This is a genomic window from Sinorhizobium sp. GQ132, from assembly GCF_059758575.1.
Window position 1 is genome coordinate 71,161 of sequence record NZ_JCAXDX010000013.1, and the last position, 22,281, is coordinate 93,441.

Annotated in this window: 25 protein-coding genes, 1 tRNA gene and 1 pseudogene; 14 read left to right on the forward strand and 13 right to left on the reverse strand. The window is 61.1% G+C overall.

Annotation, left to right across the window (positions count from 1 at the left end):
* The first annotated feature begins 2 nt into the window (after positions 1-2).
* Genes trpC through AC6CIG_RS25195 form a run of 3 tightly spaced genes read left to right on the forward strand, consistent with a single transcriptional unit; the run spans position 3 to position 2,532 of the window.
* Positions 3-818 carry an indole-3-glycerol phosphate synthase TrpC gene (gene trpC, locus AC6CIG_RS25185; RefSeq protein WP_100673221.1) on the forward strand — a complete coding sequence of 272 codons (816 nt, stop codon included), beginning with the start codon at positions 3-5 and terminating at the stop codon, positions 816-818.
* Positions 818-1,312: a cyclic pyranopterin monophosphate synthase MoaC gene (gene moaC / locus AC6CIG_RS25190; protein ID WP_100673220.1), complete on the forward strand. Its 495-nt coding sequence runs from the start codon at positions 818-820 to the stop codon at positions 1,310-1,312. The genes trpC and moaC overlap by 1 nt, the downstream gene beginning before the upstream one ends.
* The gene (locus tag AC6CIG_RS25195) at positions 1,312-2,532 is read left to right on the forward strand and encodes a molybdopterin molybdotransferase MoeA (protein ID WP_437412229.1); all 1,221 of its coding nucleotides are present in this window, start codon (positions 1,312-1,314) and stop codon (positions 2,530-2,532) included. Before moaC ends, AC6CIG_RS25195 begins: the two co-directional genes overlap by 1 nt.
* Positions 2,533-2,591: 59 nt before the next feature.
* On the opposite strand, the gene AC6CIG_RS25200 is transcribed toward AC6CIG_RS25195, so the two are convergent.
* The 9 genes from AC6CIG_RS25200 to pcsA all read right to left on the reverse strand — a co-directional run bounded on the left by AC6CIG_RS25200 (position 2,592) and on the right by pcsA (position 12,563).
* On the reverse strand, positions 2,592-3,182 hold the full coding sequence (locus AC6CIG_RS25200; RefSeq protein WP_437407698.1) for a hypothetical protein: 591 nt from the start codon (positions 3,180-3,182) through the stop codon (positions 2,592-2,594).
* Between the two features lie 125 nt (positions 3,183-3,307).
* Complete coding sequence (locus AC6CIG_RS25205) at positions 3,308-4,600, reverse strand: hemolysin family protein (RefSeq protein WP_018094987.1); 1,293 nt, start codon at positions 4,598-4,600, stop codon at positions 3,308-3,310.
* 428 nt (positions 4,601-5,028) lie between these two features.
* Positions 5,029-5,778 (reverse strand): FadR/GntR family transcriptional regulator, encoded by a 750-nt coding sequence (locus AC6CIG_RS25210; protein WP_018094988.1) that lies wholly within the window; start codon positions 5,776-5,778, stop codon positions 5,029-5,031.
* A gap of 176 nt (positions 5,779-5,954) precedes the next feature.
* On the reverse strand, positions 5,955-7,025 hold the full coding sequence (locus AC6CIG_RS25215; RefSeq protein ID WP_498324060.1) for a BMP family ABC transporter substrate-binding protein: 1,071 nt from the start codon (positions 7,023-7,025) through the stop codon (positions 5,955-5,957).
* A 46-nt stretch (positions 7,026-7,071) separates the two neighbouring features.
* A complete protein-coding gene (locus AC6CIG_RS25220; protein WP_437412228.1) occupies positions 7,072-7,992 on the reverse strand; it encodes an ABC transporter permease in 921 nt (306 codons plus the stop codon).
* Positions 7,992-9,086, reverse strand: coding sequence for an ABC transporter permease (locus tag AC6CIG_RS25225; RefSeq protein ID WP_437407696.1), 1,095 nt, complete (start codon positions 9,084-9,086; stop codon positions 7,992-7,994). Before AC6CIG_RS25225 ends, AC6CIG_RS25220 begins: the two co-directional genes overlap by 1 nt.
* On the reverse strand, positions 9,076-10,662 hold the full coding sequence (locus AC6CIG_RS25230) for an ABC transporter ATP-binding protein (RefSeq protein ID WP_437407695.1): 1,587 nt from the start codon (positions 10,660-10,662) through the stop codon (positions 9,076-9,078). Before AC6CIG_RS25230 ends, AC6CIG_RS25225 begins: the two co-directional genes overlap by 11 nt.
* A gap of 144 nt (positions 10,663-10,806) precedes the next feature.
* Entirely contained in the window at positions 10,807-11,784 is a 978-nt protein-coding gene (locus AC6CIG_RS25235) for a quinone oxidoreductase family protein (RefSeq protein WP_437412227.1), read from the reverse strand.
* Positions 11,785-11,837: 53 nt separating this feature from the next.
* On the reverse strand, positions 11,838-12,563 hold the full coding sequence (pcsA, locus tag AC6CIG_RS25240; protein ID WP_127709952.1) for a phosphatidylcholine synthase: 726 nt from the start codon (positions 12,561-12,563) through the stop codon (positions 11,838-11,840).
* A gap of 343 nt (positions 12,564-12,906) precedes the next feature.
* Between pcsA and AC6CIG_RS25245 the strand changes: the two genes are divergently transcribed.
* A complete protein-coding gene (locus tag AC6CIG_RS25245; protein ID WP_127709954.1) occupies positions 12,907-14,118 on the forward strand; it encodes a UbiH/UbiF family hydroxylase in 1,212 nt (403 codons plus the stop codon).
* Here the strand turns inward: AC6CIG_RS25245 and AC6CIG_RS25250 are convergent.
* Together AC6CIG_RS25250 and AC6CIG_RS25255 are read right to left on the reverse strand one after the other, a co-directional pair.
* Positions 14,086-15,048 carry an AEC family transporter gene (locus AC6CIG_RS25250; RefSeq protein WP_127709956.1) on the reverse strand — a complete coding sequence of 321 codons (963 nt, stop codon included), beginning with the start codon at positions 15,046-15,048 and terminating at the stop codon, positions 14,086-14,088. The genes AC6CIG_RS25245 and AC6CIG_RS25250 overlap by 33 nt on opposite strands.
* Positions 15,049-15,186: 138 nt before the next feature.
* Positions 15,187-15,930, reverse strand: a complete 744-nt coding sequence (locus AC6CIG_RS25255; RefSeq protein ID WP_026168597.1) for a cytochrome c biogenesis CcdA family protein — start codon at positions 15,928-15,930, stop codon at positions 15,187-15,189.
* 240 nt (positions 15,931-16,170) lie between these two features.
* Between AC6CIG_RS25255 and AC6CIG_RS25260 the strand changes: the two genes are divergently transcribed.
* Positions 16,171-16,246: transfer RNA gene (locus AC6CIG_RS25260), tRNA-Lys, on the forward strand.
* A gap of 124 nt (positions 16,247-16,370) precedes the next feature.
* Here the strand turns inward: AC6CIG_RS25260 and AC6CIG_RS25265 are convergent.
* A pseudogene (locus AC6CIG_RS25265) lies at positions 16,371-16,667 on the reverse strand (hypothetical protein).
* Positions 16,668-16,847: 180 nt separating this feature from the next.
* On the opposite strand from AC6CIG_RS25265, the gene AC6CIG_RS25270 reads away from it, so the two are divergent.
* The 6 genes from AC6CIG_RS25270 (at position 16,848) to AC6CIG_RS25295 (ending at position 19,296) form a co-directional block, all read left to right on the forward strand.
* Positions 16,848-17,093 (forward strand): membrane protein, encoded by a 246-nt coding sequence (locus AC6CIG_RS25270; protein ID WP_018094998.1) that lies wholly within the window; start codon positions 16,848-16,850, stop codon positions 17,091-17,093.
* Positions 17,094-17,473: 380 nt separating this feature from the next.
* Positions 17,474-17,779: a hypothetical protein gene (locus AC6CIG_RS25275; RefSeq protein WP_026168598.1), complete on the forward strand. Its 306-nt coding sequence runs from the start codon at positions 17,474-17,476 to the stop codon at positions 17,777-17,779.
* Positions 17,780-17,798: 19 nt separating this feature from the next.
* Positions 17,799-17,978: a hypothetical protein gene (locus AC6CIG_RS25280; RefSeq protein WP_018095000.1), complete on the forward strand. Its 180-nt coding sequence runs from the start codon at positions 17,799-17,801 to the stop codon at positions 17,976-17,978.
* A gap of 179 nt (positions 17,979-18,157) precedes the next feature.
* Positions 18,158-18,301: a hypothetical protein gene (locus AC6CIG_RS25285; protein ID WP_164866908.1), complete on the forward strand. Its 144-nt coding sequence runs from the start codon at positions 18,158-18,160 to the stop codon at positions 18,299-18,301.
* A gap of 39 nt (positions 18,302-18,340) precedes the next feature.
* Entirely contained in the window at positions 18,341-18,604 is a 264-nt protein-coding gene (locus AC6CIG_RS25290) for a hypothetical protein (RefSeq protein ID WP_018095002.1), read from the forward strand.
* Between the two features lie 452 nt (positions 18,605-19,056).
* Entirely contained in the window at positions 19,057-19,296 is a 240-nt protein-coding gene (locus tag AC6CIG_RS25295; RefSeq protein ID WP_018095003.1) for a hypothetical protein, read from the forward strand.
* A 73-nt stretch (positions 19,297-19,369) separates the two neighbouring features.
* Here the strand turns inward: AC6CIG_RS25295 and AC6CIG_RS25300 are convergent, their stop codons facing one another.
* Positions 19,370-19,669: a hypothetical protein gene (locus tag AC6CIG_RS25300; protein ID WP_026168599.1), complete on the reverse strand. Its 300-nt coding sequence runs from the start codon at positions 19,667-19,669 to the stop codon at positions 19,370-19,372.
* Between the two features lie 217 nt (positions 19,670-19,886).
* On the opposite strand from AC6CIG_RS25300, the gene AC6CIG_RS25305 reads away from it, so the two are divergent.
* From AC6CIG_RS25305 to AC6CIG_RS25315, 3 genes are all read left to right on the forward strand, one after another.
* Positions 19,887-20,288, forward strand: a complete 402-nt coding sequence (locus AC6CIG_RS25305) for a DUF1236 domain-containing protein (RefSeq protein WP_100673203.1) — start codon at positions 19,887-19,889, stop codon at positions 20,286-20,288.
* Between the two features lie 905 nt (positions 20,289-21,193).
* Positions 21,194-21,601 carry a DUF1236 domain-containing protein gene (locus AC6CIG_RS25310; protein WP_437412226.1) on the forward strand — a complete coding sequence of 136 codons (408 nt, stop codon included), beginning with the start codon at positions 21,194-21,196 and terminating at the stop codon, positions 21,599-21,601.
* 325 nt (positions 21,602-21,926) lie between these two features.
* The gene (locus AC6CIG_RS25315) at positions 21,927-22,238 is read left to right on the forward strand and encodes a hypothetical protein (protein WP_018095009.1); all 312 of its coding nucleotides are present in this window, start codon (positions 21,927-21,929) and stop codon (positions 22,236-22,238) included.
* Positions 22,239-22,281: the final 43 nt, after the last annotated feature.

The following is a 22,281-nucleotide window of genomic DNA, read 5'->3' on the forward strand; positions in this document are numbered from 1 at the left end:
ACATGACGGACATCCTGCGCCGCATCGAAGCCTATAAGCGAGAGGAGATCGCCGCTGCGAAAGCGCGCGTTCCGCTCGAAGAATTGAAGGCGCGGGCCGCCGATCAGTCGGCGCCGCGCGGTTTCCACGCCGCGCTTGTGGCCCGGCGGGAAAAAGGCCAGTTCGGGCTGATCGCCGAAATCAAGAAGGCGAGCCCCTCGAAGGGTTTGATCCGGCCCGATTTCGACCCTCCGGAACTGGCGAAGGCCTATGCCGCGGGCGGCGCTGCCTGCCTCTCCGTCCTGACCGACGCGCCGAGCTTCCAGGGTGCGCCGGAGTTCCTGACGAAGGCACGCGAGGCCTGCCCGCTCCCGGCTCTGCGCAAGGACTTCATGTTCGACACCTATCAGGTTTTCGAAGCGCGCGCCTGGGGCGCCGATTGCATACTGCTGATCATGGCTTCGCTTGGCGACGATGATGCGCGCCGGCTGGAAGAAGCCGCGTTTGCACTCGGCATGGATGTCCTCGTCGAAGTACACGACGCGGAGGAGATGGAGCGAGCACTTCGCCTGTCATCGCCGCTCGTCGGGATCAACAACCGTAATCTCAGGACGTTCGAGGTCGACCTCGCCGTCTCCGAACGGCTCGCGGCAATGGTTTCCTCAGACCGTCTCCTGGTCGGCGAAAGCGGCGTTTTCACCCACGAAGACTGCCGGCGCCTCGAGAAGAGCGGGATTACGACCTTCCTGGTCGGTGAAAGCCTGATGAGGAAGGACGACGTGGAGGCGGCGACGCGCGCGCTGCTGACCGGCTCGGCAAATATCCTGGCGGCAGAGTGATGAGCGGGCCGACCCTCACCCATATAGACAGCGCCGGCGAAGCCCGCATGGTCGATGTCGGCGACAAGGCCGAGACGGTCCGTATCGCTGTCGCGGAGGGCTTCGTCAGGATGAAGCCGGAGACGCTGACACTCATTCGCGAAGGAAATGCCAAGAAAGGCGACGTGATCGCGACCGCCCGGCTGGCGGGCATCATGGCCGCCAAGCAGACATCCAGCCTCATTCCGCTCTGCCATCCCTTGATGCTGACGAAAGTGTCCGTCGATATTACGCCGGATGACGCCCTTCCCGGGTTGCGGGTCGAAGCGATGGCGAAGCTGACCGGACGGACGGGTGTCGAAATGGAGGCGTTGACCGCCGTCAGCGTAGCCTGCCTGACGATATACGACATGGCCAAGGCCGCTGACCGGGAAATGGAAATCTGCGGCGTGCGGCTGGTCAGCAAGTCGGGCGGGCGTTCCGGCGATTATCACCGCGGGGGAGAGATGCGCTGATGTCGCTTCTTTCGGTCGAGGAAGCACTTCAGAGGATTTTGGCCAGGGCCAATCCGCTGCAACGGACGGAGCGCGTTTCGCTGCATGAATGCCTCGGAAGGGTGCTCGCCGAGAACGTGGCGGCCAAGCTGGCCCACCCCCCTTTCGACAATTCCGCGATGGATGGTTATGCCGTCCGCCACGAGGATATCGCCGAAGTCGGAGTGGAGCTCTCCGTTATCGGCCAGTCGGCCGCAGGACACCGTTTTCGCGGCGAGGTGAAAGGCGGGGAGGCCGTACGCATCTTTACCGGCGCGCCGGTACCTGCAGGCGCCGATACCGTCATCATTCAGGAAGACACGGAAAAACTGCCGGACGGCCGCATCCGCACCCTGTTTGCGCCGGCAAAGGGCCGCCACATCCGTTTGGCGGGCCAGGATTTCCTGGCAGGTGACGTCGCGCTTTCCGCCGGCAGCGCGCTCGACGCCGGCCGCCTGACGCTCGCGGCCGCCATGAATCATCAGGACCTGCCGGTTTTCTCGCGAACCAAGGTTGCAATCATCGCCACGGGCGACGAATTGTTGCCGCCGGGAAGTTCCCTCGGCCCCGACCAGATCATCGCTTCCAACAGTTTCGGGATCGCTGCGGTTGCCCGCGACAATGGGGCCGAAGTTCTTGATCTCGGCATTGTCGGCGACGATCGGACGGCGATCGCCAGCGCCGTCGCCAAGGCACAGGCAGCCCAGGTGGACGTGCTGGTAACACTCGGAGGAGCCTCGGTCGGCGATCACGATCTCGTCCAGTCGACGCTTCTCGACTGCGGCATGACGCTGGACTTTTGGCGCATCGCCATGCGGCCGGGAAAACCGCTGATGGTCGGCGATCTCGACGGCGTCACGGTGCTCGGCCTTCCCGGAAACCCGGTTTCGAGCCTCGTCTGCGCCCTGCTCTTCCTCGAGCCTTTGACGCGCAAGCTTTCGCATCTGCCGCCCCGTTCGAGACTGGTCGATGCACGGCTTGCCGCAGCGCTGCCGGCCAATGACCGGCGCCAGGATTATATACGTGCCCGCCTCACGCTCGAGGCGGACGGTTCGCTCGTGGCGCATCCCTTCCCGCGGCAGGATTCGTCCATGGTCAGCGTTTTCGCGCAGTCCGACGGGTTGATCGTGCGGCGACCGGGTGCTCCCGAAGCTGCGAGCGGAGAGCCATGCAGGGTTTTCAGGCTAAGAGATTCCGCCTGACTTGCGTTGGACCAAATTGAAATGCTCTAGAGATCGGCGAGGAAGGCTGGGGTGCTGAGCTACGGTGCCCTGCCCGCGGGAGGTTTTTCCTGCGCCGCTTTCCGAAACAACAAGGCCGATGCGAGCCAGAGCATTGCGAACAAGGCATTGACGCAAAGGATTTCCAGCGGCGGACTTGCCGGGTAACCCATCCCTGCGGCCACCGCCACCGCGGCGACCAGCGCCTGCGCGAGCGCCGTTGCGAAGAAAGCGCGGGCCATTCCGGCCGGCTGAAAGCGCGCGATGAAGGCGCCGATGATGCCGAAGGCCAGCACCCCGCCATAGAGGAGGTTGGCGGGGTCATCCTCGGTCCCGATGATGCCGACGGCGAGATTCACCCACACCAGGAGGAATGCTGTCGCCAGCGCAAGGCCGACGGCTGCGCGGTATGCGTTCCCGGCAGCGAACCTTGCCGACACCTCGTAGACGCCGCCTGCGGCGATCAGCATGGCTCCGAAGACAGCGAAATCGGCGACATCCCAAACCACTTCCTCCGTGACTTGCATCGCGAGCAAGGGCAGCAGCATAAGCGCTGCGGCCGCGCCCCACGCGACTCTCCTCCAGAGCCTCCCGCGTCCGTTACGATTTTCCGCCTTCGCCGCCATCTGCATCGCCCGCGCGCATTCACCTCGACTACTTCCAGGCGGATCGCGGTGATTTTAGGTCGGATCGACCTGAAATCATGAATGTGATCGATTCTGATGAGTTGAGACGCGGGATGTCGCGGAAAACCGCGTCATGAAAGTGTTTCACCGGCCCGGCTGACGAGGATCTTGTCGATGCGTCGGCCGTCCATGTCGATCACCTCGAAGCGATAGCCGTGGGCCTCGGCAGTGTCGCCCTCCTCCGGAGTCTTGCGCAACTGCTGCACCAGGAAGCCGGCTATGGTTTCGAAATCGCCGTCCACTTCGATTCCATCGATGCCGATCTGGAGGTGAATTTCATCGATCGGCGTCCGTCCGTCTACGATATAGCTGCCGTCGTCGCGCTGGCGAATGAGGGCGTGTTCGGAATTATCATAATTCGATGGGATGACGCCGACGATTGCCTCCAGGATGTCGGCGGTGGTGATGATCCCCTCCGTGCTCCCGTATTCGTCGACGATCATCGCCATATTGATGCTGGACGACTTGAAGGCTTCGAGAGCTTTCAGACAGGAGGCCGTCTCCGGCAGCGTAAGAATTTCGCGGACATAATCGCGGATGTTGAAGGGCGCGGCCGGCGCAACATTCAATATCTCCTTGGTAAGGACCGCGCCGATGACATCACCCGATGGGCCGTCGATCACCGGGTAGCGCGAGTGGCCGAACTGCCGGATCTTCTGCCCGATCGTCTCCAGGCTGTCGTGAACGTCGATGAAACCGACCTCTGTGCGGTGGGTCATGATCGATTTGACGTTGCGATCGCCGAGGCGGATGATTCGGCGCAGCATCTCGTGCTCGCTCTTCTCGATGGCGCCGCTTTCGACGCCTTCCGCCATGATCGCCTGCACTTCCTCTTCGGTGACGCGATCGGCATCCTCCGGCCTCATGCCCATGAGCCGCATCGCAATAGAGGCCGCCGTTTCGAAAATAAAGACGACCGGCGCTACGATACGGGAAAGCAGCGCCATCGGACCGGCGACGAACATGGCCAGCCCTTCGGGATTTCGAAGCGCCAGCTGCTTGGGGATGAGCTCGCCGATGACCACCGACAGAAACGTAATCAGCGTGACGACGAGCGCGACCGCAACGGTGTCGCCGTAAGGGCTGATCCAGCCGATGTCGTTCAGGAACGGAGCAATCTTTGCCGCGATCGTCGCGCCGCCATAGGCGCCCGCGAGGATGCCGACAAGGGTGATGCCGACCTGCACCGTCGACAGGAACTTGCCCGGATCCTCGGCCAGCGTCAGCGCGGCCTCCGCGCGCCGGTTACCCTGCTTCACCATCTGACGAAGCAGCGGCTTGCTTGCCGAGACGATTGCCATTTCCGACAACGCGAAGAAAGCGTTGATCAAGAGCAGAATGAAAATGACAAGAAGCTCGAACATAGTCTCCGGTTCACCGTTGAAGAACAGGCGGCCGCGCGACTGCCCGCTTCCCAGATAGGCTAAGCCGCATGGTCGGGCAAGGCCACCAGCAGGAATTCACGGCCGGGCGCCGGAGCCTGGATCACGATGTTCTGAGGTCGGCTCGACCTAAAAGCATGAACGTAAGTTAGAGCGGGAAGCGTCTCATAAGACGCGCGGCGCTGCAGGAATTTTTCGGAGGGCTGCAACCTCTCCTCATGTGCTCGTCACAGGGATCCAGCAGCGCCGCGTCTGCGGCGCGGGAAGCCTTCTTCAGCCCAAGGACTTGGTCTGGCTGGATTCCTGTGACAAGCACAGGAATGAGGAAGTCAAACACGCGGCGGCGGTGGCCCGAATCTCAACAGTCCCTAGAATGCCGCTGTCTTGTCAATGTGTTTGACGGCCTTCGGTCAGGCTTCTGCACCGCCGCCGCTTAGCGCCTGACGGATGCGCGCACGCCCTACCTTGATCACATGCTCCATCGCAAGGCGTGCAGCCGCCTCGTCGCGTTTGCCGATCGCCTCGACGATGCGGATATGGTTGCGCGCAACTTCGTCGATGCCGCCCTTCTCGGCTGTCGGCGAACTGAGCTTGAACACGCCGACAAGGGCTGCCTCGATCAAGCCCCCGACGGTACGCAGAAAGGGATTGCCGGATGCTTCGATGACCGAGAGATGGAACTTGAGATCCGCCACGGCGAGACTCTCGGGGGTGTGATTCGCCTCGCCCATGGCGACGGCGAGCCGCATCATCCCCGCGATTTCCGCATCCGACGCGTTTCTTGCCGCCAGTGCCGCAGCATGGGTCTCGAAGGCAAGCCGTACCTCGCTCAGATGGTAGAGAAAGTCCTCATCGACGCCGCAGGCGAAATGCCAGGTGAGAATGTCGCTGTCGAAAAGATTCCATTCCTTTCGGGGCGTGACGCGCGTGCCAATCCGGGCGCGCGGAACGATCATGCCCTTGGCGGCAAGTGTCTTCATCGCTTCGCGCAGTACCGTCCGCGAGACGCGGAAACGGAGCGCCAGTTCAGGATCTCCGGGGAGAATGCTGCCGACCGGGAACTCGCCCGAAACGATCGCCTTGCCGAGCTGATCCACGACCTGTGCATGGCTCGTCCGCTTCGGCGTGCCGGATATCACGGTCTCAAGCACGCTCTTCAACCACTCCTCCCCAGGGAAACTCCTCATCGTCAGCGTGATTCTTGCCGGCGACGATCAACACTAGATCGAATAGACGATTCCTGAAAGGCCTGCGGAGAGTTGCAGGCAGGCCGTCGGACTATAGAAAACCCCGCGCACGAGGCGCGGGGTTGCAATTGCCGTGTTCGGGCGTTCGATTATTGCGGCAGCTTGTCGTCTACGCCTTCGACATAGAAGTTCATGCCGAGCAGCGTCGCGTCGTCGGCCGTCTCGCCCTTTTTCAGCCACGGGCTGCCATCCTGTTTGTTGAGCGGACCGGTAAACGGCTTCAGTTCGCCGGACTTGATTTTCGCCTCCGTCGCTTCCGCCATCGCCTTCACGTCATCGGGCATGTTGGTGTAGGGCGCCATGGTCAGGATGCCGTCCTTCAGGCCGTCCCAGCTCGAAGTCGTCGACCATGTTCCATCGAGGAAGGCCTTGGTGCGCTTCACATAGTAGGCGCCCCAGGTATCGACGATCGCAGTCAATTGCGTCTGCGGGCCGGCGGCAATCATGTCGGATGCCTGACCGAAAGCCTTGATACCGCGCTCGGCTGCGACCTGCATCGGCGCGGTCGTGTCGGTATGCTGAGTGATGATATCGACGCCCTGGTCGATGAGCGCCTTGGCGGCGTCCGCTTCCTTGCCCGGATCGAACCAGGTGTTCGCCCATACGACCTTGATCTTGAAGTCCGGATTGACCGCCCGGGCCCCGATGACGAAGGCGTTGATGCCCATCACCACCTCGGGAATCGGGAACGAGGCGATGTAGCCGGCAACGCCCTTTTCCGACATTTTCGCGGCGATCTGGCCTTGGATGTAGCGGCCTTCGTAGAAACGGCTGTTATAGGTGGCCACGTTCGGCGCGGTCTTGTAGCCGGTCGCGTGCTCGAACTTCACATCCGGGAATTTGCCGGCGATCTTGATCGTAGCATCCATGAACCCGAAAGACGTGGTGAAAATCAGACCACAGCCGGAACGCGCCAGGCGCTCGATCGCGCGTTCGGCGTCCGGACCTTCCGGCACGTTTTCCAGGAACTGCGTTTCGATCTTGTCGCCGAGTTCCTTTTCGAGCTCCTGGCGGCCGATGTCGTGGGCCTGGGTCCAGCCGCCGTCTGTCTTCGAGCCGACATAGATGAAGCAGATCTTTGCCTTCTCCTGAGCGCTTGCAGCCGGCGCGATACCGAGCACGGCGACGGTGGTTGCGAGGGCGACGAGTAGTTTTTTCATTTTTGACCTCTGTCGGTTTGAGAAATGTCCGTCTGGCTGTTGTTCTTCACCGGTCCGGCACAAACGGCTTGCCGAGCGATGCCGGCGTATTGATCAGGGTCATACGCCGGTTATGCGATATGAGAATGAGTACGACAATCGTTGCGAGATAGGGAAGCGCAGTCAGGAACTGCGACGGAATGCCGATGCCGAAAGCCTGCGCATGAAGCTGGCTTATCGAGACGGCTCCGAAGAGATATCCTCCGGCGACGACGCGCCAGGGCCGCCACGAGGCGAAAACCACCAATGCCAGCGCGATCCAGCCGCGGCCGGCCGACATGTTCTCCACCCATTGAGGCGTGTAGACGAGCGACAATTGCGCGCCGGCAAGTCCGGCGCAGGCGCCGCCGAACAGAACGGCCAGGTAGCGTGTGCGAATGACGTTCACGCCGAGGGCGTGGGCCGAGGCGTGGCTGTCGCCCACCGCCCGCAACTTCAACCCCGCACGGCTCCGGAATAGAAACAGATGGACGCCCACCACGATCGCGACCGACGCATAGAATATGGCGTCCTGCCGAAACAAAAGCGGTCCGACGACCGGTATCTTCGACAGGAGCGGAATTGCGATCGGCTGCAGCTTGATACCCTGCATCCCGAGAAAACTTTCTCCGACCATCCCGGAAACGCCGAGCCCGAGGAGCGTGAGCGCCAGGCCGGTCGCTACCTGGTTGGCAACGAGCGTCAGCGTCAGGAAGCCGAACAGCAGCGAAAACACGGCGCCAGCAGCGATGCCGGCAAGAATTCCCACATAGGGCGAGCCGCTGAGCTGCGTCGCCGCGAAGGCGCAGACAGCTCCCATGATCAGCATGCCTTCGACGCCGAGGTTGAGCACGCCGGACCGTTCGGCGACGACCTCGCCCAGGGCGGCGAGGACCAGTGGCGTCGCAGCCGTGATGACGCTTAAGAGGATTGCTTCGACTATGCCCATCAGTGCGCCTCTTCCGTCTTGACCGCTGCGAAGCGATCCCACACCAGCCTGATGCGATAGTGAATGAGCGCGTCGCACGACAGCACGAAGAACAGCAGCAGCCCCTGGAAGACGCGCGTCACCTTTTCGGATACGCCGATCGAAAGCTGCGCGGCCTCACCGCCGAGATAAGTCAACGCCAGGACGAGACCGGCGGCCACGATACCGAGCGGATTGAGCCGGCCGAGGAACGCGACGATGATGGCGGTGAAGCCGTAACCGGGCGAGATCACAGGACGCAGCTGCTGCATGGCTCCGCTCACTTCCGAAATGCCGGCGAGCCCCGCCAGCGCGCCGGAAAACAGCATCGAGAACCAGATCATCCTGCGCGAGGAAAAGCCGGCAAAGCGCCCTGCCCGCTCTGATTGGCCGAGAACGGTGATTTCGAATCCCTTCAACGTATAGCGCATCATGAACCACACCAGTACCGCCGCGATGATCGCGAAGGCAAAACCCCAATGCGTACGCCCCGAGGCGAGCATTTCGGGAAGGATAGCGTCCGCGCCGAACGTTCGCGTTTCCGGGAAGTTCATACCTTGAGGGTTGCGCCAAGGGCCACGCACGAGCCAGTCGAGAAAGAGCTGGGCCACATAGACCAGCATCAGACTCGTCAAGATCTCGTTCGTATTCATATGCGCTTTCAGGAAGGCCGGTATCGCGGCGAAGAGCGCTCCACCGAGCATGCCGAGAAGCATCATCAGCGGCAGTATCAACGGCGACTGCCAATCGTAGAAGAGTACCGGGAGGGCCGAGCCGGCGATTGCGCCCATGATGAACTGCCCTTCTGCGCCGATGTTCCAGTTGTTGGAGCGGAAGCAGACGGAGAGCCCGACGCCGATCAGGATCAGTGGCGCCGCCTTGATCGCGAGTTCGTGCAGCGACCAGACCTCGCTCAGCGGTTCAACGAAGAAGCTGTAGAGCGCGGTCGCCGGATTCTTGCCGAGCAATGCGAACATCACGCCGCCGAAGATGATGGTCAGCGCAAAAGCGATGAACGGCGAGAGGATGGAAAACAGCGTCGAGGCCTTCGCGCGCTTTTCGAGTTCAATGCGCATGCGCTGCTCCCGTACCTTCCGCCCCGCCTTCCGATCGGCTATGCATGCCGCCCATCAACAGGCCGATCTTTTCGCGCGAAAGTTCACGGGCCGGATAGGGATCGGAGAGACGCCCGTCGCTTATGACGGCAATCTCGGTCGCCACTTCGAATATTTCATCGAGGTCCTGACTGATGACAAGGACAGCGGATCCCGCTTTTGCGAGATCGACCAGGGCCTGACGGATACGGCTCGCCGCTCCGGCGTCGACTCCCCAAGTGGGCTGGTTGACGACGAGCACGGCCGGCTGACGGTCCAGTTCCCGTCCGACGATAAACTTCTGCAGATTGCCGCCAGAGAGTGATCCGGCCGGCGGATCCTCGCCGCTCTTGCGCACGTCCATCGCCTCGGCAATCCGCTTCGTCGCCGCCTGGACGGCGCCGTGGCGGATGATCTTCAGTGCGCCGCCGCCGAGAAAAGCCCGTCGATCCGATTGGCTGCGCGCGAGCACGAGATTGTCGGAGAGCGACAGCGCCGAGACCGCGGCGTGCCCATGGCGCTCCTCCGGCACGAAACCGGCGCCCATCAGACGGCGGACATTGATGTTCCTGGTCCCCACCGGCCGCTGGCGGATCTGGATGGCATTGTCGTCGGCGACCGGATATTCGCCCGAAAGCGCATCGAAGAGCTCGCTCTGCCCGTTTCCGGCCACTCCGGCGATCGCGAGCACCTCGCCTGCCCTGACCTTGAGACAGATGTTTTTCAAGGAGACCGCAAAGGGCGTGCGCGCCGCGACGGAAAGATGCCGCGCCTCCAACTGCACGTCGCCTCTGGTGCTCGTTCCCTCCGGCGTCACGACGGCAACGTCGCTGCCTACCATCATGCGTGCAAGAGAGGCGGGCGTTTCCGCGCGCGGATCGCAGGCGCCGGTTACCTTGCCGTGTCTCAGCACCGTCGCGCGGTCGCAGATGCGCTGCACTTCCTCGAGACGATGGCTGATATAAAGGACGGAACGCCCCTCCGATCGCAATTTCTGCAGCGTCTCGAAAAGGCGGTCGGCTTCCTGGGGCGTCAGCACCGAAGTCGGTTCGTCGAGGATGATGAGCTGCGGGTTCTGCAGGAGAGCCCGGACGATTTCGATCCGCTGCCTTTCTCCGACCGAGAGATCGGCGACATGCGCCTTCGGATCGAGCGGCAGGCCATAGATGCGCGACAGCCGTGACGCTTCCTCGGCAACCCGGGCAAGCGAAACCGACCTGTCCATCGAAAGGGCGATATTCTCGGCGACCGTCAGCGCCTCGAACAGAGAGAAATGCTGAAAGACCATGCCTATGCCGAGCCGGCGGGCGTCGCTCGGGCTGCCGATGCGAACATTCGACCCCTGCCACATGATCTCGCCGGCGCTCGGCGCGAGCACGCCGAACAGCATCTTCACCAGCGTCGACTTTCCCGCGCCGTTCTCGCCGAGCAGCGCGTGGATTTCTCCGGGTTCTATCTGCAGATCGATTGCATTGCAGGCCGCGAACGAGCCGAACAATTTCGTAAGGTTGCGAACGGCCAGCAGCGGGCCGCTCGCGGTTTGTCCCTTTTCAGGCACGCTGCCCTCTTCCCCTCTTCGATCCCCGCTCGCTTTACTGCACGTTCCTTTGATCGTACCCGATCAATCGACAAGAACCTGCAGCCACGTGAAGACTACGGCGACCTTCGCGTCCGATAAGACACCGGCGCCGTAAGGCTTCTGTCAGGGAATCAGCAATGTCGTTCCACTTGTTTTTCTTGTTTCGAGATCCGTATGCGCCCGACCTGCTTCGGCGAGCGGATAGGTCTGATTGATATTGATACGCACTTTGTTGCTTTGCACAACATCAAACAGGGAATTTGCACATGCCTCCAGGGCCGGCCGGGTCGCGACATAAGTGAAGAGCGTCGGGCGCGTCGCATAGAGCGCGCCCTTCTGCGCCAGGATACCGATGTTGAAAGCATCCACCGGCCCGGAGGAATTGCCGAAGCTGGCCCAGAGGCCGCGCGGCTTCAGGCAGTCGAGCGAGGCCGGATACGTGTCGCGCCCAACGGAATCATAGACGACATCGACGCCGCGCCCTCCGGTCAAGTCCTTGACGCGCTCCACGAAATTGTCCGTGCGGTAGTTGATGACGTGGTCGTAGCCATGGGCAAGAGCCAGATCGATCTTCTCCTGCGATCCGGCTGTTCCGATCACCGTCGCACCAAGTGCCTTGGCCCACTGCCCCGCAATGAGCCCGACGCCGCCCGCGGCGGCGTGAAAGAGCAAGGTCGTCTCCGGGCCTACCTTGAAGGTCTGGTTGAGAAGGTATTGCGCGGTCATGCCCTTGAGCATCATCGCAGCCGCCGTCTCCAGGCTGATTCCGTCCGGCACCTTCAAGAGTTGCGAGGCGTCTACGTTGCGCTCGCTGGCATAGGCGCCGTCAGAGGATGCATAGGCGACGCGGTCGCCGACCGAAAACATGCTGACCCCATCGCCCACCGCAGTCACTACCCCGGCGCCTTCCTTGCCCGGAACGAAGGGAAGTCCGGTCGCCGCCTTGTAAAGGCCGGTGCGAAAATAGACGTCAATGAAGTTGAGGCCGATCGCCACCTGCCGGATCTGCACTTCGCCGGGTCCGGGCGCCGCAAGCGTCACGCCCTCCATCTTCAGAACTTCCGGTCCGCCAAGTTCGCGAATGACGATCGCCTGTGCCATGTCCAACTCCTAATCGATTGCGATGATTTCGGGCCGAGCCTAACCGATCGCGCTCAGGCACGCCCGAGTTTCGGGAATATCTGCAGTATGAAACCGATGACGTAGAGGTAAAGCCCGGTTGCCACGACGCCCACCACCACCCAGGGCGGGGTCTCGAAATGCAGGAGCAACGCATACATGCCGAGCACCGACCAGACGAGAAAGACGCCGAGATTGAGCGGTCTCAGCCTCTTCACACGCACCGGATGCAGGAAGTTGATGGGCAGGAACGTCAAAATCACGGAAAGGAAAACCACAATCGATGCAGTGACTTCGCTCGCCTGGATCACAAAAAGGGTGAAGACGACCATGTTCCAGACGACCGGAAATCCGGAGAAGAAATACTCATCCGTCTTCATCCCCATATCGGCATAGTAGATGGCGCTCGAAACCACGATCGCTCCGGCGGCCACGAACGACCAGGGTTCGCCGATCATGCCGCTCTGGTAGAGCGCGAAGGCCGGCAGCAGCACATAGGTCACGTAGTCGATGACGTTGTCGAGCGTATCGCCCGACCAGTTGGGCAGCACCTCCTTGACCTGGACCTTGCGGGCGATCGGCCCGTCGATGCCGTCGACGAGCAAGGCCAGACCGAGCCACCAGAACATGTCGACGAAGCGATGCTCTGCCGCGGCGACGACGCCGAGAAAGGCCAGGAACGATCCGGACGCTGTAAGGATATGCACGGAAAAGGCGCGGATTTCCGCGTAAGGAACGCGTCTGTAATTGAAGAACTTCATGTGCGAAGCCGCCCTGTCCCTTGTCCCGTCCCTCTGCGCCGCCAGTCAGCCGCTCTTTCAGCACCGGCACCACTTTGGCCGTAATATGCACCGTTTGCCGAGCATCGCCAGCAAATTCCAACCGTTCGCCACTTTGAGGCGGTATTGTCCTGTGGACATGCGGCGCATGCCCCTGCGGTGATTCTGCCCATTTATTTCAATGGGGTAAGCGGCTAGAACTAATGCATGTCGCCCGAAGCTGCGGGCATGAACCAGCACGCTGAAGGACTTCGCATGAAGGCGGGCACTTCAGGCTGCAATATCGAGACGAAAGCGGGCAACCGCACGGGAGGTCCTGTCGGCCATGGATCACTATGACATCGCAATAATCGGCGCGGGGCTTGCCGGCTCTCTGGCGGCCATCGCTCTTGCACGCGAAGGTCACCGCGTTGCGCTCGTCGGCCCGCGGCCTGCCATCGCCGACGGCCGCACCACCGCGCTCATGGACCAGTCGATCGAATATTTGAGGAAGCTCGATCTTTGGGATGAGGTCGAGCCGCTGACGGCACCGCTGGTCGCCATCCACATCCTCGACGGGACCAGGCGGCTTTTTCGGGCGCCCCCGGTCAATTTCCGCGCCTCCGAAGTAGGCCTCGAGGCTTTCGGCTACAACATTCCGAACGCGCCCTTCCTCGAGATTCTGGAAAGGCACGAAGCGGAACTGCCGACGCTCGAGCGTGCGACCGCCGCGGCAACGAGAATAGACATCGACGGCGCAGAGATTCGGATCGGCCTTGGCGATGGCCGCTCGATCACTGCCGATCTGGTGGTCGGCGCCGACGGGCGACGCTCGGCCGTGCGGGAGGCGGCCGGGATCGGCGTTCGCACCTGGTCCTATCCGCAGGCCGCTATCGTCCTGAATTTCAGCCATGAACTGCCGCATCAGGACGTTTCGACCGAGTTTCATACGGAAAGCGGTCCGTTCACGCAGGTGCCGCTTCCCGGCAATCGCTCGAGCCTCGTCTGGGTGCGGAAGCCTCGCGATGCCGAGGAGATGCTGACGCTTGCACCGGATATCCTCTCGCGCACGATCGAGGATCGGATGCAGTCGATTCTCGGCAAAGTCACGACAGAGGGAATGCCGCAATCATTTCCGCTTTCCGGCCTTTCTGCCCGTCGTTTCGGCAAGGGCCGCGTCCTGCTCGTCGGCGAAGCCGCCCATGCCTTTCCGCCGATCGGGGCCCAAGGGCTGAACCTCAGTCTTCGCGACATCATGACCCTTGTCGATCTCGTTGGCCGGCCAACCGGCAGCCGCCTGCCGGCAGACACAGGCGACCGCTTCGATGGACGGCGGCGCGCCGATATTCTCAGCCGTACGGCGAGCGTCGACCTGCTCAACCGTTCGCTGCTCTCGAATTTCCTGCCGGTGCAGGCCTTGCGTGCGGCCGGCCTGCATCTCCTCTCCTCTGCGGGCCCGTTGCGCGGACTTTTGATGCGCGAGGGAATTCATCCCGGCAGCGCGCTGCAGGCATTCAAGGAGGGCTTACGGGAACAGATCCGCCGGAAGAGCGCCTGAGCGTATGAGGTATAACAGCCCGGTGACCGTCGCGACGGAGAGTAGCGTCGTGATGAGGATCGTCGCCGATGCCCGCTCCTGCCAGACGCCGTATTGTTGGCCGATCACGAACACATTGGTTGCGGTCGGCAGCGAAGCCAGCAGCACTGCCGTCTGGACCCAGATGGGGTCGTAGGCACCGCCAAGGCTGAGCGCCAGATACATGAGCACCGGATGAAGCACGAGCTTCGCCGGAACGATGTAACCGATCTCCGCGGGAATACGCTTAAGCGGGCGCAGCGCAAGCGTGACCCCCATCGCAAACAGGGCGCAAGGCGCCGCCGCTTGCGCCAGGTAGTCGATCAGCCGCTGCAGCGGCAGCGGGGCCTCGAAAGAGAGAAAAGCCGCGGCGACGCCGGCAAAGGTCGACAGGATGAATGGATGAAAGGCTATCCGGCGCGCAATGCCCAGCGCGAGGACTGCAGGCTTCTGCTTGCTGCCACCCGCAGCCGCCATCAGCGCCGGAGCGACGGTGAAATGCGCTGCATTCTCGAAACAGAAAATCAGCGCCACCGGAACGGCCGCCGTCTCCCCGAGAGCCAGCAGCGCCAGGCCGGGCCCCATGTAGCCGATATTGCCATAAGCACCGGCGAAGCCCTGCATCGTCGCCTCGGCAACCGTATTGCGGCGAAGGAACAGCCCTATGGCGAAGATCAGCGCAAAGACGACATAGGTCGTGCCTACGCTGGTCAGGATGAAATCGGCACGGGTAAGCTCCTCCACCGGCGTGCGCGATACCAGCTTGAAGAAGAGCGCCGGCAGCGCCAGGTAGACGATGAACGTGTTCAGCCAGCCCATCGCCTCGCCCGGATGGTCGACGAGGCGCGCCGTCAGGTAGCCGAGAAAGATGAGGCCGAAGAACGGCAGCACCAGACCCGTGATTTCCGCCATGATCTCCCTCGCCGCTGCTGGAGCGCTTCCAGGAAAAGTGTGTAGCGGTTTTCCGTCCGGAAGTGCGTTGTTCGAAGACTCAGCGCTTCCAGGAAAAGTGGGTGACGTTTTCCGTCCGGAAGCTGTAGCTGGGCGTGCTTAGCCGATTTGGGAGAGAATTGGGAAGGTCTGCTGGAACCAGATCGCGACGGAACTGACGAAGCCGAAGAGGAAAGCAAGGCCGGCGGCGACGAGCAGAGCGCCCATCAGCTTTTCGATGAGCCCCAGATGGCGGCGAAAACGCGAAAGGAAACGCATGAAGGCACTGGAAAACCCCGCCGCGATCCAGAACGGTACTGCGAGCCCGAGCGAATAGATCGCCAGCAGAGCAGCGCCGTCGGCGACCGTATCGCGCGCGGCGGCAACACCCAGGATGGTGCCCAGCACCGGGCCGATACACGGTGTCCAGCCGAAGGCGAAGGCAAGACCCATGACATAGGCACCAGACAGGGTCGCCGGCTTGCCACCCTGGAAACGTGCCTCGCGGGCAAGCAGGCCGATCCGGAAGACCCCGAGGAAATGCAATCCCATGACGATGATGATGATCCCGCCTATGCGCGAAAGAAGATCGAGATGCTGCCTGAGCAAAAGACCGATCGAAGAGGCGCCCGCCCCGAGCGCCACGAAGACCGTCGCAAAGCCGAGCGTGAAGAACAGCGCCGCCGGCAGGACGGCCCTGCGCGTGCTTGCGGTTGCCACGGCATTTCCATCCCGGAACTGGTCGACGGAAACGCCTGCCATATAGCACAGGTAAGGCGGCACCAGGGGCAGGACGCAAGGCGAGAGAAAGGACAGAGCACCTGCCAGAACGGCGGTCCAGATGGAAATATCTGCAATCGACAAGGTATCAGAACTCCGGCACTCGACTTGCCGCCTTCTTACCCGCATGTATGGAGCGAAACCAATCACCTTTTGGCGATCATTTTGACGCACCGAGCCATGGCCGCACCGACGGGGACGGCCGCACACAGGGCCGCTCGGTTCGAACCCATAATCATGGCTTAGTGCAATTTTTGGGTTGACCGGCGCAAAGCCTGCGTGCATATGTCCGGCCACTCCGCCGGGCCTGCAAGCCCGGCATGGGAGCGCGTAGCTCAGCCGGTAGAGCAACTGACTTTTAATCAGTAGGTCCAGGGTTCGAATCCCTGCGCGCTCACCATAAAAAGACAATTAAACAACGCTTTGCATGATCTTTCTAGCTTTACCCCCGCCTTCCGCCACCCGGCCAGCTTGGCGTCGGCACCAGAATCACAGCCTTGCATTAAGCCCACGTCGGCGAGCCGCTAGAAATTCAAGTAAATATTGACGCTCGGTCGACGGTTGTAGCGGTAATCGTCGCGGTAGCCGTAGCTCTAGGTGTAGTCATAGCGTGGGAAGCACCTGCCGTAGTAGCGGCATGAACGCCAAGCGTGCCGCCTGTTCCAATGGCTGTCTCGCCAGTTGCGTCGGTGGTCGACCTGCTCAACCGCGCCCGTCTTCACCTGCTCTGGCCTAGGCACGAAGATCGGCGCGGCTCTCGCAGGCAAGGCGAAGGACGCAGCCAAAACTGCAGCTGTGAGGGCCGACAAAAACTTTCTCATGAGGGGATCCTCCTCGGTGCGGATGAGATTGCACCGTGGAGGCTGAACTGCTGATGAATGGGTGCGTTGGTGGTGTCCTGCTAAATCGAATCTACGCAATGCGCAGATCCGGTCGGTTCACTGATATCCGGAACCTCCCCGCCGGTCGTCGGTTCCTCCTTCCCCAGCAGGAGAAACAACATGGCCAAAGACGAACTGAGCGCCGGCTTCACCGGGACGCCGACCGAACCGCCCACTGGTGTCCGAAAGGTAGCGAAGACAGCCACCGACGCAGTGAGCCGCGAGGCTAACGCTGTGGTGGCCGGCGCCGCAGATCACCCATACACAGCAACCGGCCTGGCGCTCACAGTCGGCGCCCTCGCCTTCGCAATCGGCTACGTTATGGGCCGATCGTCAATCGACAACGGGCGGAGTTACTGGCGGTAGATTACCGGCCGGCGCTCCTGGTGCGGGCGCAGATGGTGACCGCGCTGGCCATTGGAAACTGTAGCTCTGATTGGTCCTAAAACGCTTTGCGTCGCCAGGACGCGTAACTCAGCCAGTCGCGCTCGCCGCGGCTGTTGTTGCAGCGGCTGGCATGCCATAGCGAGGTTTGACCAATGGCTCGTGCCGCCGTCAACGCGGCGATGCAGATGTTCCACAGAAGCCACCTGAAGTACCTTCCAGCGCGCGCGTCCATCGCTGCCTCCGTGGTCGTCGCTTTGATCTGTCGACGCGGCGCCGAGTCTATCGTGGTGATCTCTTGCGTTTGCCGGCGGCCTGGGCGAACCTCTGATTCCCATTTCCTGAACTGGCATGTGAAACCGATGAGCAGCAAAATTTTCGAAACCTTGACCGGCATGTACTTTACGGTCGACGCCGCCGATGGGAGTTACTCTACCGGTCAAGTGATCCGGCTCGCTGCAGAGGGGCTCTATTTCGTTCGGTTCGATGGAAACGAGGTGACATTGCCCCTGGAACTCGTGACCGTTGGCGAGATGCTGGACACCACCGAAGAAGAGTATAAGCTCTGGCGGTTTTTCGACACAATCGAGGAACGTGACACGTGGATCGAATGGCTGGACGCGCCGTCTAAGCCGCGGGTCATCTCGCTTGTGAAGCCGACTAAGTAACACGTTCGAACCGGTGACAATGGCCAATATCGATCAGATAATCATGTTTGGCGCCGGTCTCTGGATGACAGCGGCAGGTTTTGGCTTCGTCCAGACGAATACTCAAGCGCCGTGGCTCGTTCAACTCACAAGGCATTTTCGCTGGATGGGGCCGTTGTTGACCGTTATCGCTGTGGTTCTGCTGTTTGCCCCAAGTTAGCAACATGATTTTCCGAATGGCAGTAGAAGATGGGACGAAGAGTTGAACTGATTGCAGTGGCAGTGATCATCATCTCCGCCTTTGTGCTCGTTTGGCTGCTATTTGTCTTCAGTTGAACGCTGAAAAGATCAGCATGGCGTGGTCTGGAGTAAGCAATATTGAAGCGTAACGTGCGCGCCATGAGACTACTCGCCCTGGCGGCCACTCTGATCGCAGTGCTGCTGCTGTTCCTGCTCGTATCCGGCATTGCCGATGTCCCCTGTCAGGACGGCACCTGGGACCCGAACAGATATACCTGCATCCATACGGGGGTGACGTCATGAAGGCTGCCCCTCGGCACTCCCACATGCTATAAGAGATCGATGACCGAAAACGAACAGCAGTACGAGTTTTCCGAGTTCTCCGGCGAATTTGTCGACGACGACATCATGGTCACCATCGGCATATATCGCCCGGCCGGCACCAACGCGGACTGGACGCTCGAGGTCGTCGATCAAGAGGGATATTCGACCGTCTGGGATGATCTGTTCGCTACCGACCGCGATGCTTTCCAGGAATTTCTGGCGACCGTCCATCGCGACGGAATACGCAGCTTTCTCGATCAGTCGATCCGCACCGTTCATTGACACTGCGTTCCGCGCGCGTGGATATTCTGATTGGTATTGGGCCGATGCCGCTGATGTGATCAGTAGGCGGAAAATCGCGCTTGATGTAAATGTGCAAAAGCGCTTTACCTGCCCATGTATTTTGAAGAGGCGTACCGGAATCGCGGAATCAGACCTTTCTCGCTGATGAAACCGCAGATAGCGTCTCTGCGCAGCTGCATTCCGGCTGCGTCCCCGAGTCCAATGAAGGCAACTGGATGAGGGCTTGCCCCGCCATCGTGCGGGGCTTTTTCGTGGCCATTGGTACTGCGCGGGCAGCCGATTGACGCACCCGCACACCGCACTGTTGGCTCTCCCTCATGCCCCATAAGGATGCGGTCGCGACCACCGTTTCTAGCCCTTTTTAGTCAGAGAGTAAGCATTGCGCCTCGAAATAGGTTGTGCTGTGATTCGCACTCAACCGGAGTGCTGCTATGTTCGATAATGAAGAGATCGGTATCCCCTGCCCCGAATGCGGCCATGAGACCAGTAAGCCCGTCGCTTGGGTGAAAGCGAACGACGAACTCCCTTGCAGGAGATGTGGGACTGCCATCGTGTTGGAGAATGAAAAGCACTTGCTCACGATCGAGCAAGTCGCTCAGAACATGACGAAACTCAGACGATCGCTTGCAAAGTTTCGCAGGAATGCTCGTGGTGCGCGTTGGCACCGATGACATCCATCCGCCGCAAAAGAAATCCCTCCCCGAATGCGCTTCGAGGAAGGACTAGCATCCGTGTGAACCGTCGCTAGAAATTGAAATAGATCGTCACGCCCGGCCGCCGATGGTAGCGGTGATAGTCTCGATAGCTATAGTGCCTGTAATGGCGGGGATAGCACCTGCCGTAGTAGCGGCAGGAACGCGAAGCGTAGCGTCTGTTCCAGTGGCGCTGCGTGCGCCAATGGCGATGGCGGCGGTGATTGACCTGCTCGACAGCGTCGGTCTTCACCTGCTCCGGCGCAGGCACGAATATCGGTGCGGCGCTTGCCGGAAGGGAAAAAGGCGCAGTCAGGACTAAGGCTGTGAGGGCGGATAAGAGCTTTTTCATCATCGACTCCTTCTCGCTGCCTATGAGCTTGGGCCATCATGCCTGAACCGCTGATGAACGAGCCTTACTCAAGAAAATTCACTATCAAGGAAATATATCCCCGAAGTCCGCACGATTAATCGGGAAATCGTCCGACATTGAGTCGGACTAAAGTCCAAGGAGTGGAACCGCTTGCTTATTTCCCCGTTGAGTGACGAGTTCAACGAGAGGAAATGCTATGAAGAAGCTCGTATTTATTACTGCGACTGTCGCGCTCATCGCCAGCGGTGCTGTCGCGCAGCAAGCCGACGGTACCAACGCGGCAACCGGCATGGTCGGCGGTGCCGCCACCGGCGCCATTCTCGGCGGCCCGATCGGGGCCGGGGTCGGCGCGGTGGTTGGCGCCACGCTCGGCGGCGCACTCACGCCGCCTCCCCCCGAAGTGGTCACTTATGTTCAGCAGCAGCCGGCACCGCCATCGGTCGTCGTTCAGCAGCCGATCGCGGTCGGCAAGCCTGTTCCCGAAACGGTTATGCTGACGCCGGTCCCGCAGAATCCGACCTATGCATATGCGGTGGTCAATGAGCAGCGTGTCATCGTAGAGCCGAAATCGCGCACGGTCGTTCAGGTCATCAACTGACCTGACGGCGGTAAGAGCGGCCCTCGCAGGCTCGGTTTAAGGCCCCAGGCCGGCCCCGCGTTTATCGCCGGCCTGGAACTTACCCGCGGCGTGGCCGTTCACTCGTGAAGAAAGGAGTTGATCGATGAATCAGATTATCTACCTCGTCGGCCTCGTTGTGATCGTGATAGCGATCTTGTCGTTCTTCGGCTTGAGCTGAACTGAGAAGATCGTTCCATGGCGCGGCCAGCCGATCCCGGCTTTTCGCAGCTTCACCAGGGATTCCCGCGGATTTATTCGCAGCGGCGTACCGGAAACCGAGATTCAGACCTTCCCACCCGTTCGGCTCAGAGATAGCGTCCGCGTCGTAGCTGCATTGGAGCTACATCTTTCCCCGCATTTCGTTTGCCAAGCGGATGCGTGCCTGCCCCGCCATCGAGCGGGGCTTTTTTATCGCCGTAACTCCACGTCCCGCCGCGGCTTCGATGCGTGCGCGGTTTGCGGCGGATGCGGCCGTAGACGCAGACAAATCACTGATCTGCCGGACTTTGGTCCCTGGGTCATAAGGCTCTTGGCCGGCCAAAGGTCCGATACGCTGGACTGCCGGCTGCGATATTGTTCGCATGGAAGGCTGCAACTAATCCATCGGCGATTGTTGCAGAGAGATCGGGAGGTCCAAAGCCAGCCGCCGCTGGACGGCGGACCCCGCGAGTGGCCCCAGAGCGGTGTCCCAGTAGTCCCTTCGGGCAGCGTCGCTCTGGGGCTTTCCCCAGGCGCCGGGTCGTGCCTGCAACCCGCCCGCCGTCACGGTACATTTCACCAAAGTAACGTATCGTTACTATATATCGATGCTCAACCGTCAGTAAGATCAGGAACAAATTGGACGATTAGTCGTTCTATCATCGTATATCAAGGGAGTACGATAGATGAACGCCAAGATCTTTATTGTTACCGCGGTCGCAACGGGCATCTTTGCCGCGCCCGCTATTGCAAACGACACCAACCAAGGCGCGGTGACGGGTGCCGCTGGCGGAGCCGTTACCGGCGCTATTGTTGGCGGTCCCGTCGGCGCTGCCATCGGTGGCGCGGTCGGCCTCGTCGCCGGCGCGGTTATCGCTCCTCCGCCGCAGCAGGTCGTAACCTATGTGCGACAGCAGCCGGTTCCCGCCGATACCGTTGTGCTGCAGGAGCGGATCGCCGTCGGTCGTCCGCTACCGCGGACCGTGGCTCTGACGCCCGTTCCAGAGAACCCCTCCTACGCGTTCGCCGTGGTCAACAACCAACGCGTGATCGTCGACCCAAGAACCTACACGGTCGTCCAGGTCGTTCAGTAAGAGGCATTGGAGCGGGATGAGTAAAGTCTATGCGCTTTTCAACCGCATCCCGCTCACACTTATAGATCATGTTCATGATCCTGGTCGACACGGCCTGAAATCATCGTGATCCAGAGCATTTCCGCGCTTCTTCGGTGCGCGGAAATGCTCACGCTCTCGTTTCCGCGCATTTCGAGATGGTGTGGCACATACACATCGCTTTTCAGCAAAAACTGATTCGTGTAAAATTGCTGCTTCCTTCCGAATCGGAATCGCCCTCTATCGAGGGGAACCAAGGAATCATCCCGCCGTTTCCCCATAGGTTCGCTTCCGGAGGGCTGCCACCATGTTTACCGCTTTGTTGATTGCCTCACTCGCGGCGCCTTCGAGTCTCGTCTCGGCCACCGCGACGGTCGATGATCTCCAGTCCGACTTCGAAACTGCCGTGGCCTGCCGGCAGATAGACGGCAGGAACGTATGGAAGGGTGAACTGGCCTATTACATCCAGTCCTATGTCTACGAAGGCGATGCAGCCGCTTCGGCTGACCGCGCCGACATGGCTGATGCCGTGCTGCCGGAGGACAACGAACCGGAGACGGTCAAGGAATTCGAAGAGGCCTGCTCACTTGCCGGGTCGACCGGACACGCACGAAGGTGACCGTTTTGGCGCAAGTCGATTGCCCCTCTCGATCACTACAGCG

Bases quoted from the DNA above. Each gene is read 5' to 3' on its own strand.
- trpC (WP_100673221.1), top strand. From the start codon at position 3: ATGACGGACATCCTGCGCCGCATCGAAGCCTATAAGCGAGAGGAGATC.
- moaC (WP_100673220.1), top strand. From the start codon at position 818: ATGAGCGGGCCGACCCTCACCCATATAGACAGCGCCGGCGAAGCCCGC.
- AC6CIG_RS25195 (WP_437412229.1), top strand. From the start codon at position 1,312: ATGTCGCTTCTTTCGGTCGAGGAAGCACTTCAGAGGATTTTGGCCAGG.
- AC6CIG_RS25200 (WP_437407698.1), bottom strand. From the start codon at position 3,182: ATGCAGATGGCGGCGAAGGCGGAAAATCGTAACGGACGCGGGAGGCTC.
- AC6CIG_RS25205 (WP_018094987.1), bottom strand. From the start codon at position 4,600: ATGTTCGAGCTTCTTGTCATTTTCATTCTGCTCTTGATCAACGCTTTC.
- AC6CIG_RS25215 (WP_498324060.1), bottom strand. From the start codon at position 7,025: ATGAAAAAACTACTCGTCGCCCTCGCAACCACCGTCGCCGTGCTCGGT.
- AC6CIG_RS25220 (WP_437412228.1), bottom strand. From the start codon at position 7,992: ATGGGCATAGTCGAAGCAATCCTCTTAAGCGTCATCACGGCTGCGACG.
- AC6CIG_RS25225 (WP_437407696.1), bottom strand. From the start codon at position 9,086: ATGCGCATTGAACTCGAAAAGCGCGCGAAGGCCTCGACGCTGTTTTCC.
- AC6CIG_RS25235 (WP_437412227.1), bottom strand. From the start codon at position 11,784: ATGGCACAGGCGATCGTCATTCGCGAACTTGGCGGACCGGAAGTTCTG.
- pcsA (WP_127709952.1), bottom strand. From the start codon at position 12,563: ATGAAGTTCTTCAATTACAGACGCGTTCCTTACGCGGAAATCCGCGCC.
- AC6CIG_RS25245 (WP_127709954.1), top strand. From the start codon at position 12,907: ATGGATCACTATGACATCGCAATAATCGGCGCGGGGCTTGCCGGCTCT.
- AC6CIG_RS25250 (WP_127709956.1), bottom strand. From the start codon at position 15,048: ATGGCGGAAATCACGGGTCTGGTGCTGCCGTTCTTCGGCCTCATCTTT.
- AC6CIG_RS25270 (WP_018094998.1), top strand. From the start codon at position 16,848: ATGGCCAAAGACGAACTGAGCGCCGGCTTCACCGGGACGCCGACCGAA.
- AC6CIG_RS25275 (WP_026168598.1), top strand. From the start codon at position 17,474: ATGAGCAGCAAAATTTTCGAAACCTTGACCGGCATGTACTTTACGGTC.
- AC6CIG_RS25280 (WP_018095000.1), top strand. From the start codon at position 17,799: ATGGCCAATATCGATCAGATAATCATGTTTGGCGCCGGTCTCTGGATG.
- AC6CIG_RS25285 (WP_164866908.1), top strand. From the start codon at position 18,158: ATGAGACTACTCGCCCTGGCGGCCACTCTGATCGCAGTGCTGCTGCTG.
- AC6CIG_RS25290 (WP_018095002.1), top strand. From the start codon at position 18,341: ATGACCGAAAACGAACAGCAGTACGAGTTTTCCGAGTTCTCCGGCGAA.
- AC6CIG_RS25295 (WP_018095003.1), top strand. From the start codon at position 19,057: ATGTTCGATAATGAAGAGATCGGTATCCCCTGCCCCGAATGCGGCCAT.
- AC6CIG_RS25300 (WP_026168599.1), bottom strand. From the start codon at position 19,669: ATGAAAAAGCTCTTATCCGCCCTCACAGCCTTAGTCCTGACTGCGCCT.
- AC6CIG_RS25305 (WP_100673203.1), top strand. From the start codon at position 19,887: ATGAAGAAGCTCGTATTTATTACTGCGACTGTCGCGCTCATCGCCAGC.
- AC6CIG_RS25310 (WP_437412226.1), top strand. From the start codon at position 21,194: ATGAACGCCAAGATCTTTATTGTTACCGCGGTCGCAACGGGCATCTTT.
- AC6CIG_RS25315 (WP_018095009.1), top strand. From the start codon at position 21,927: ATGTTTACCGCTTTGTTGATTGCCTCACTCGCGGCGCCTTCGAGTCTC.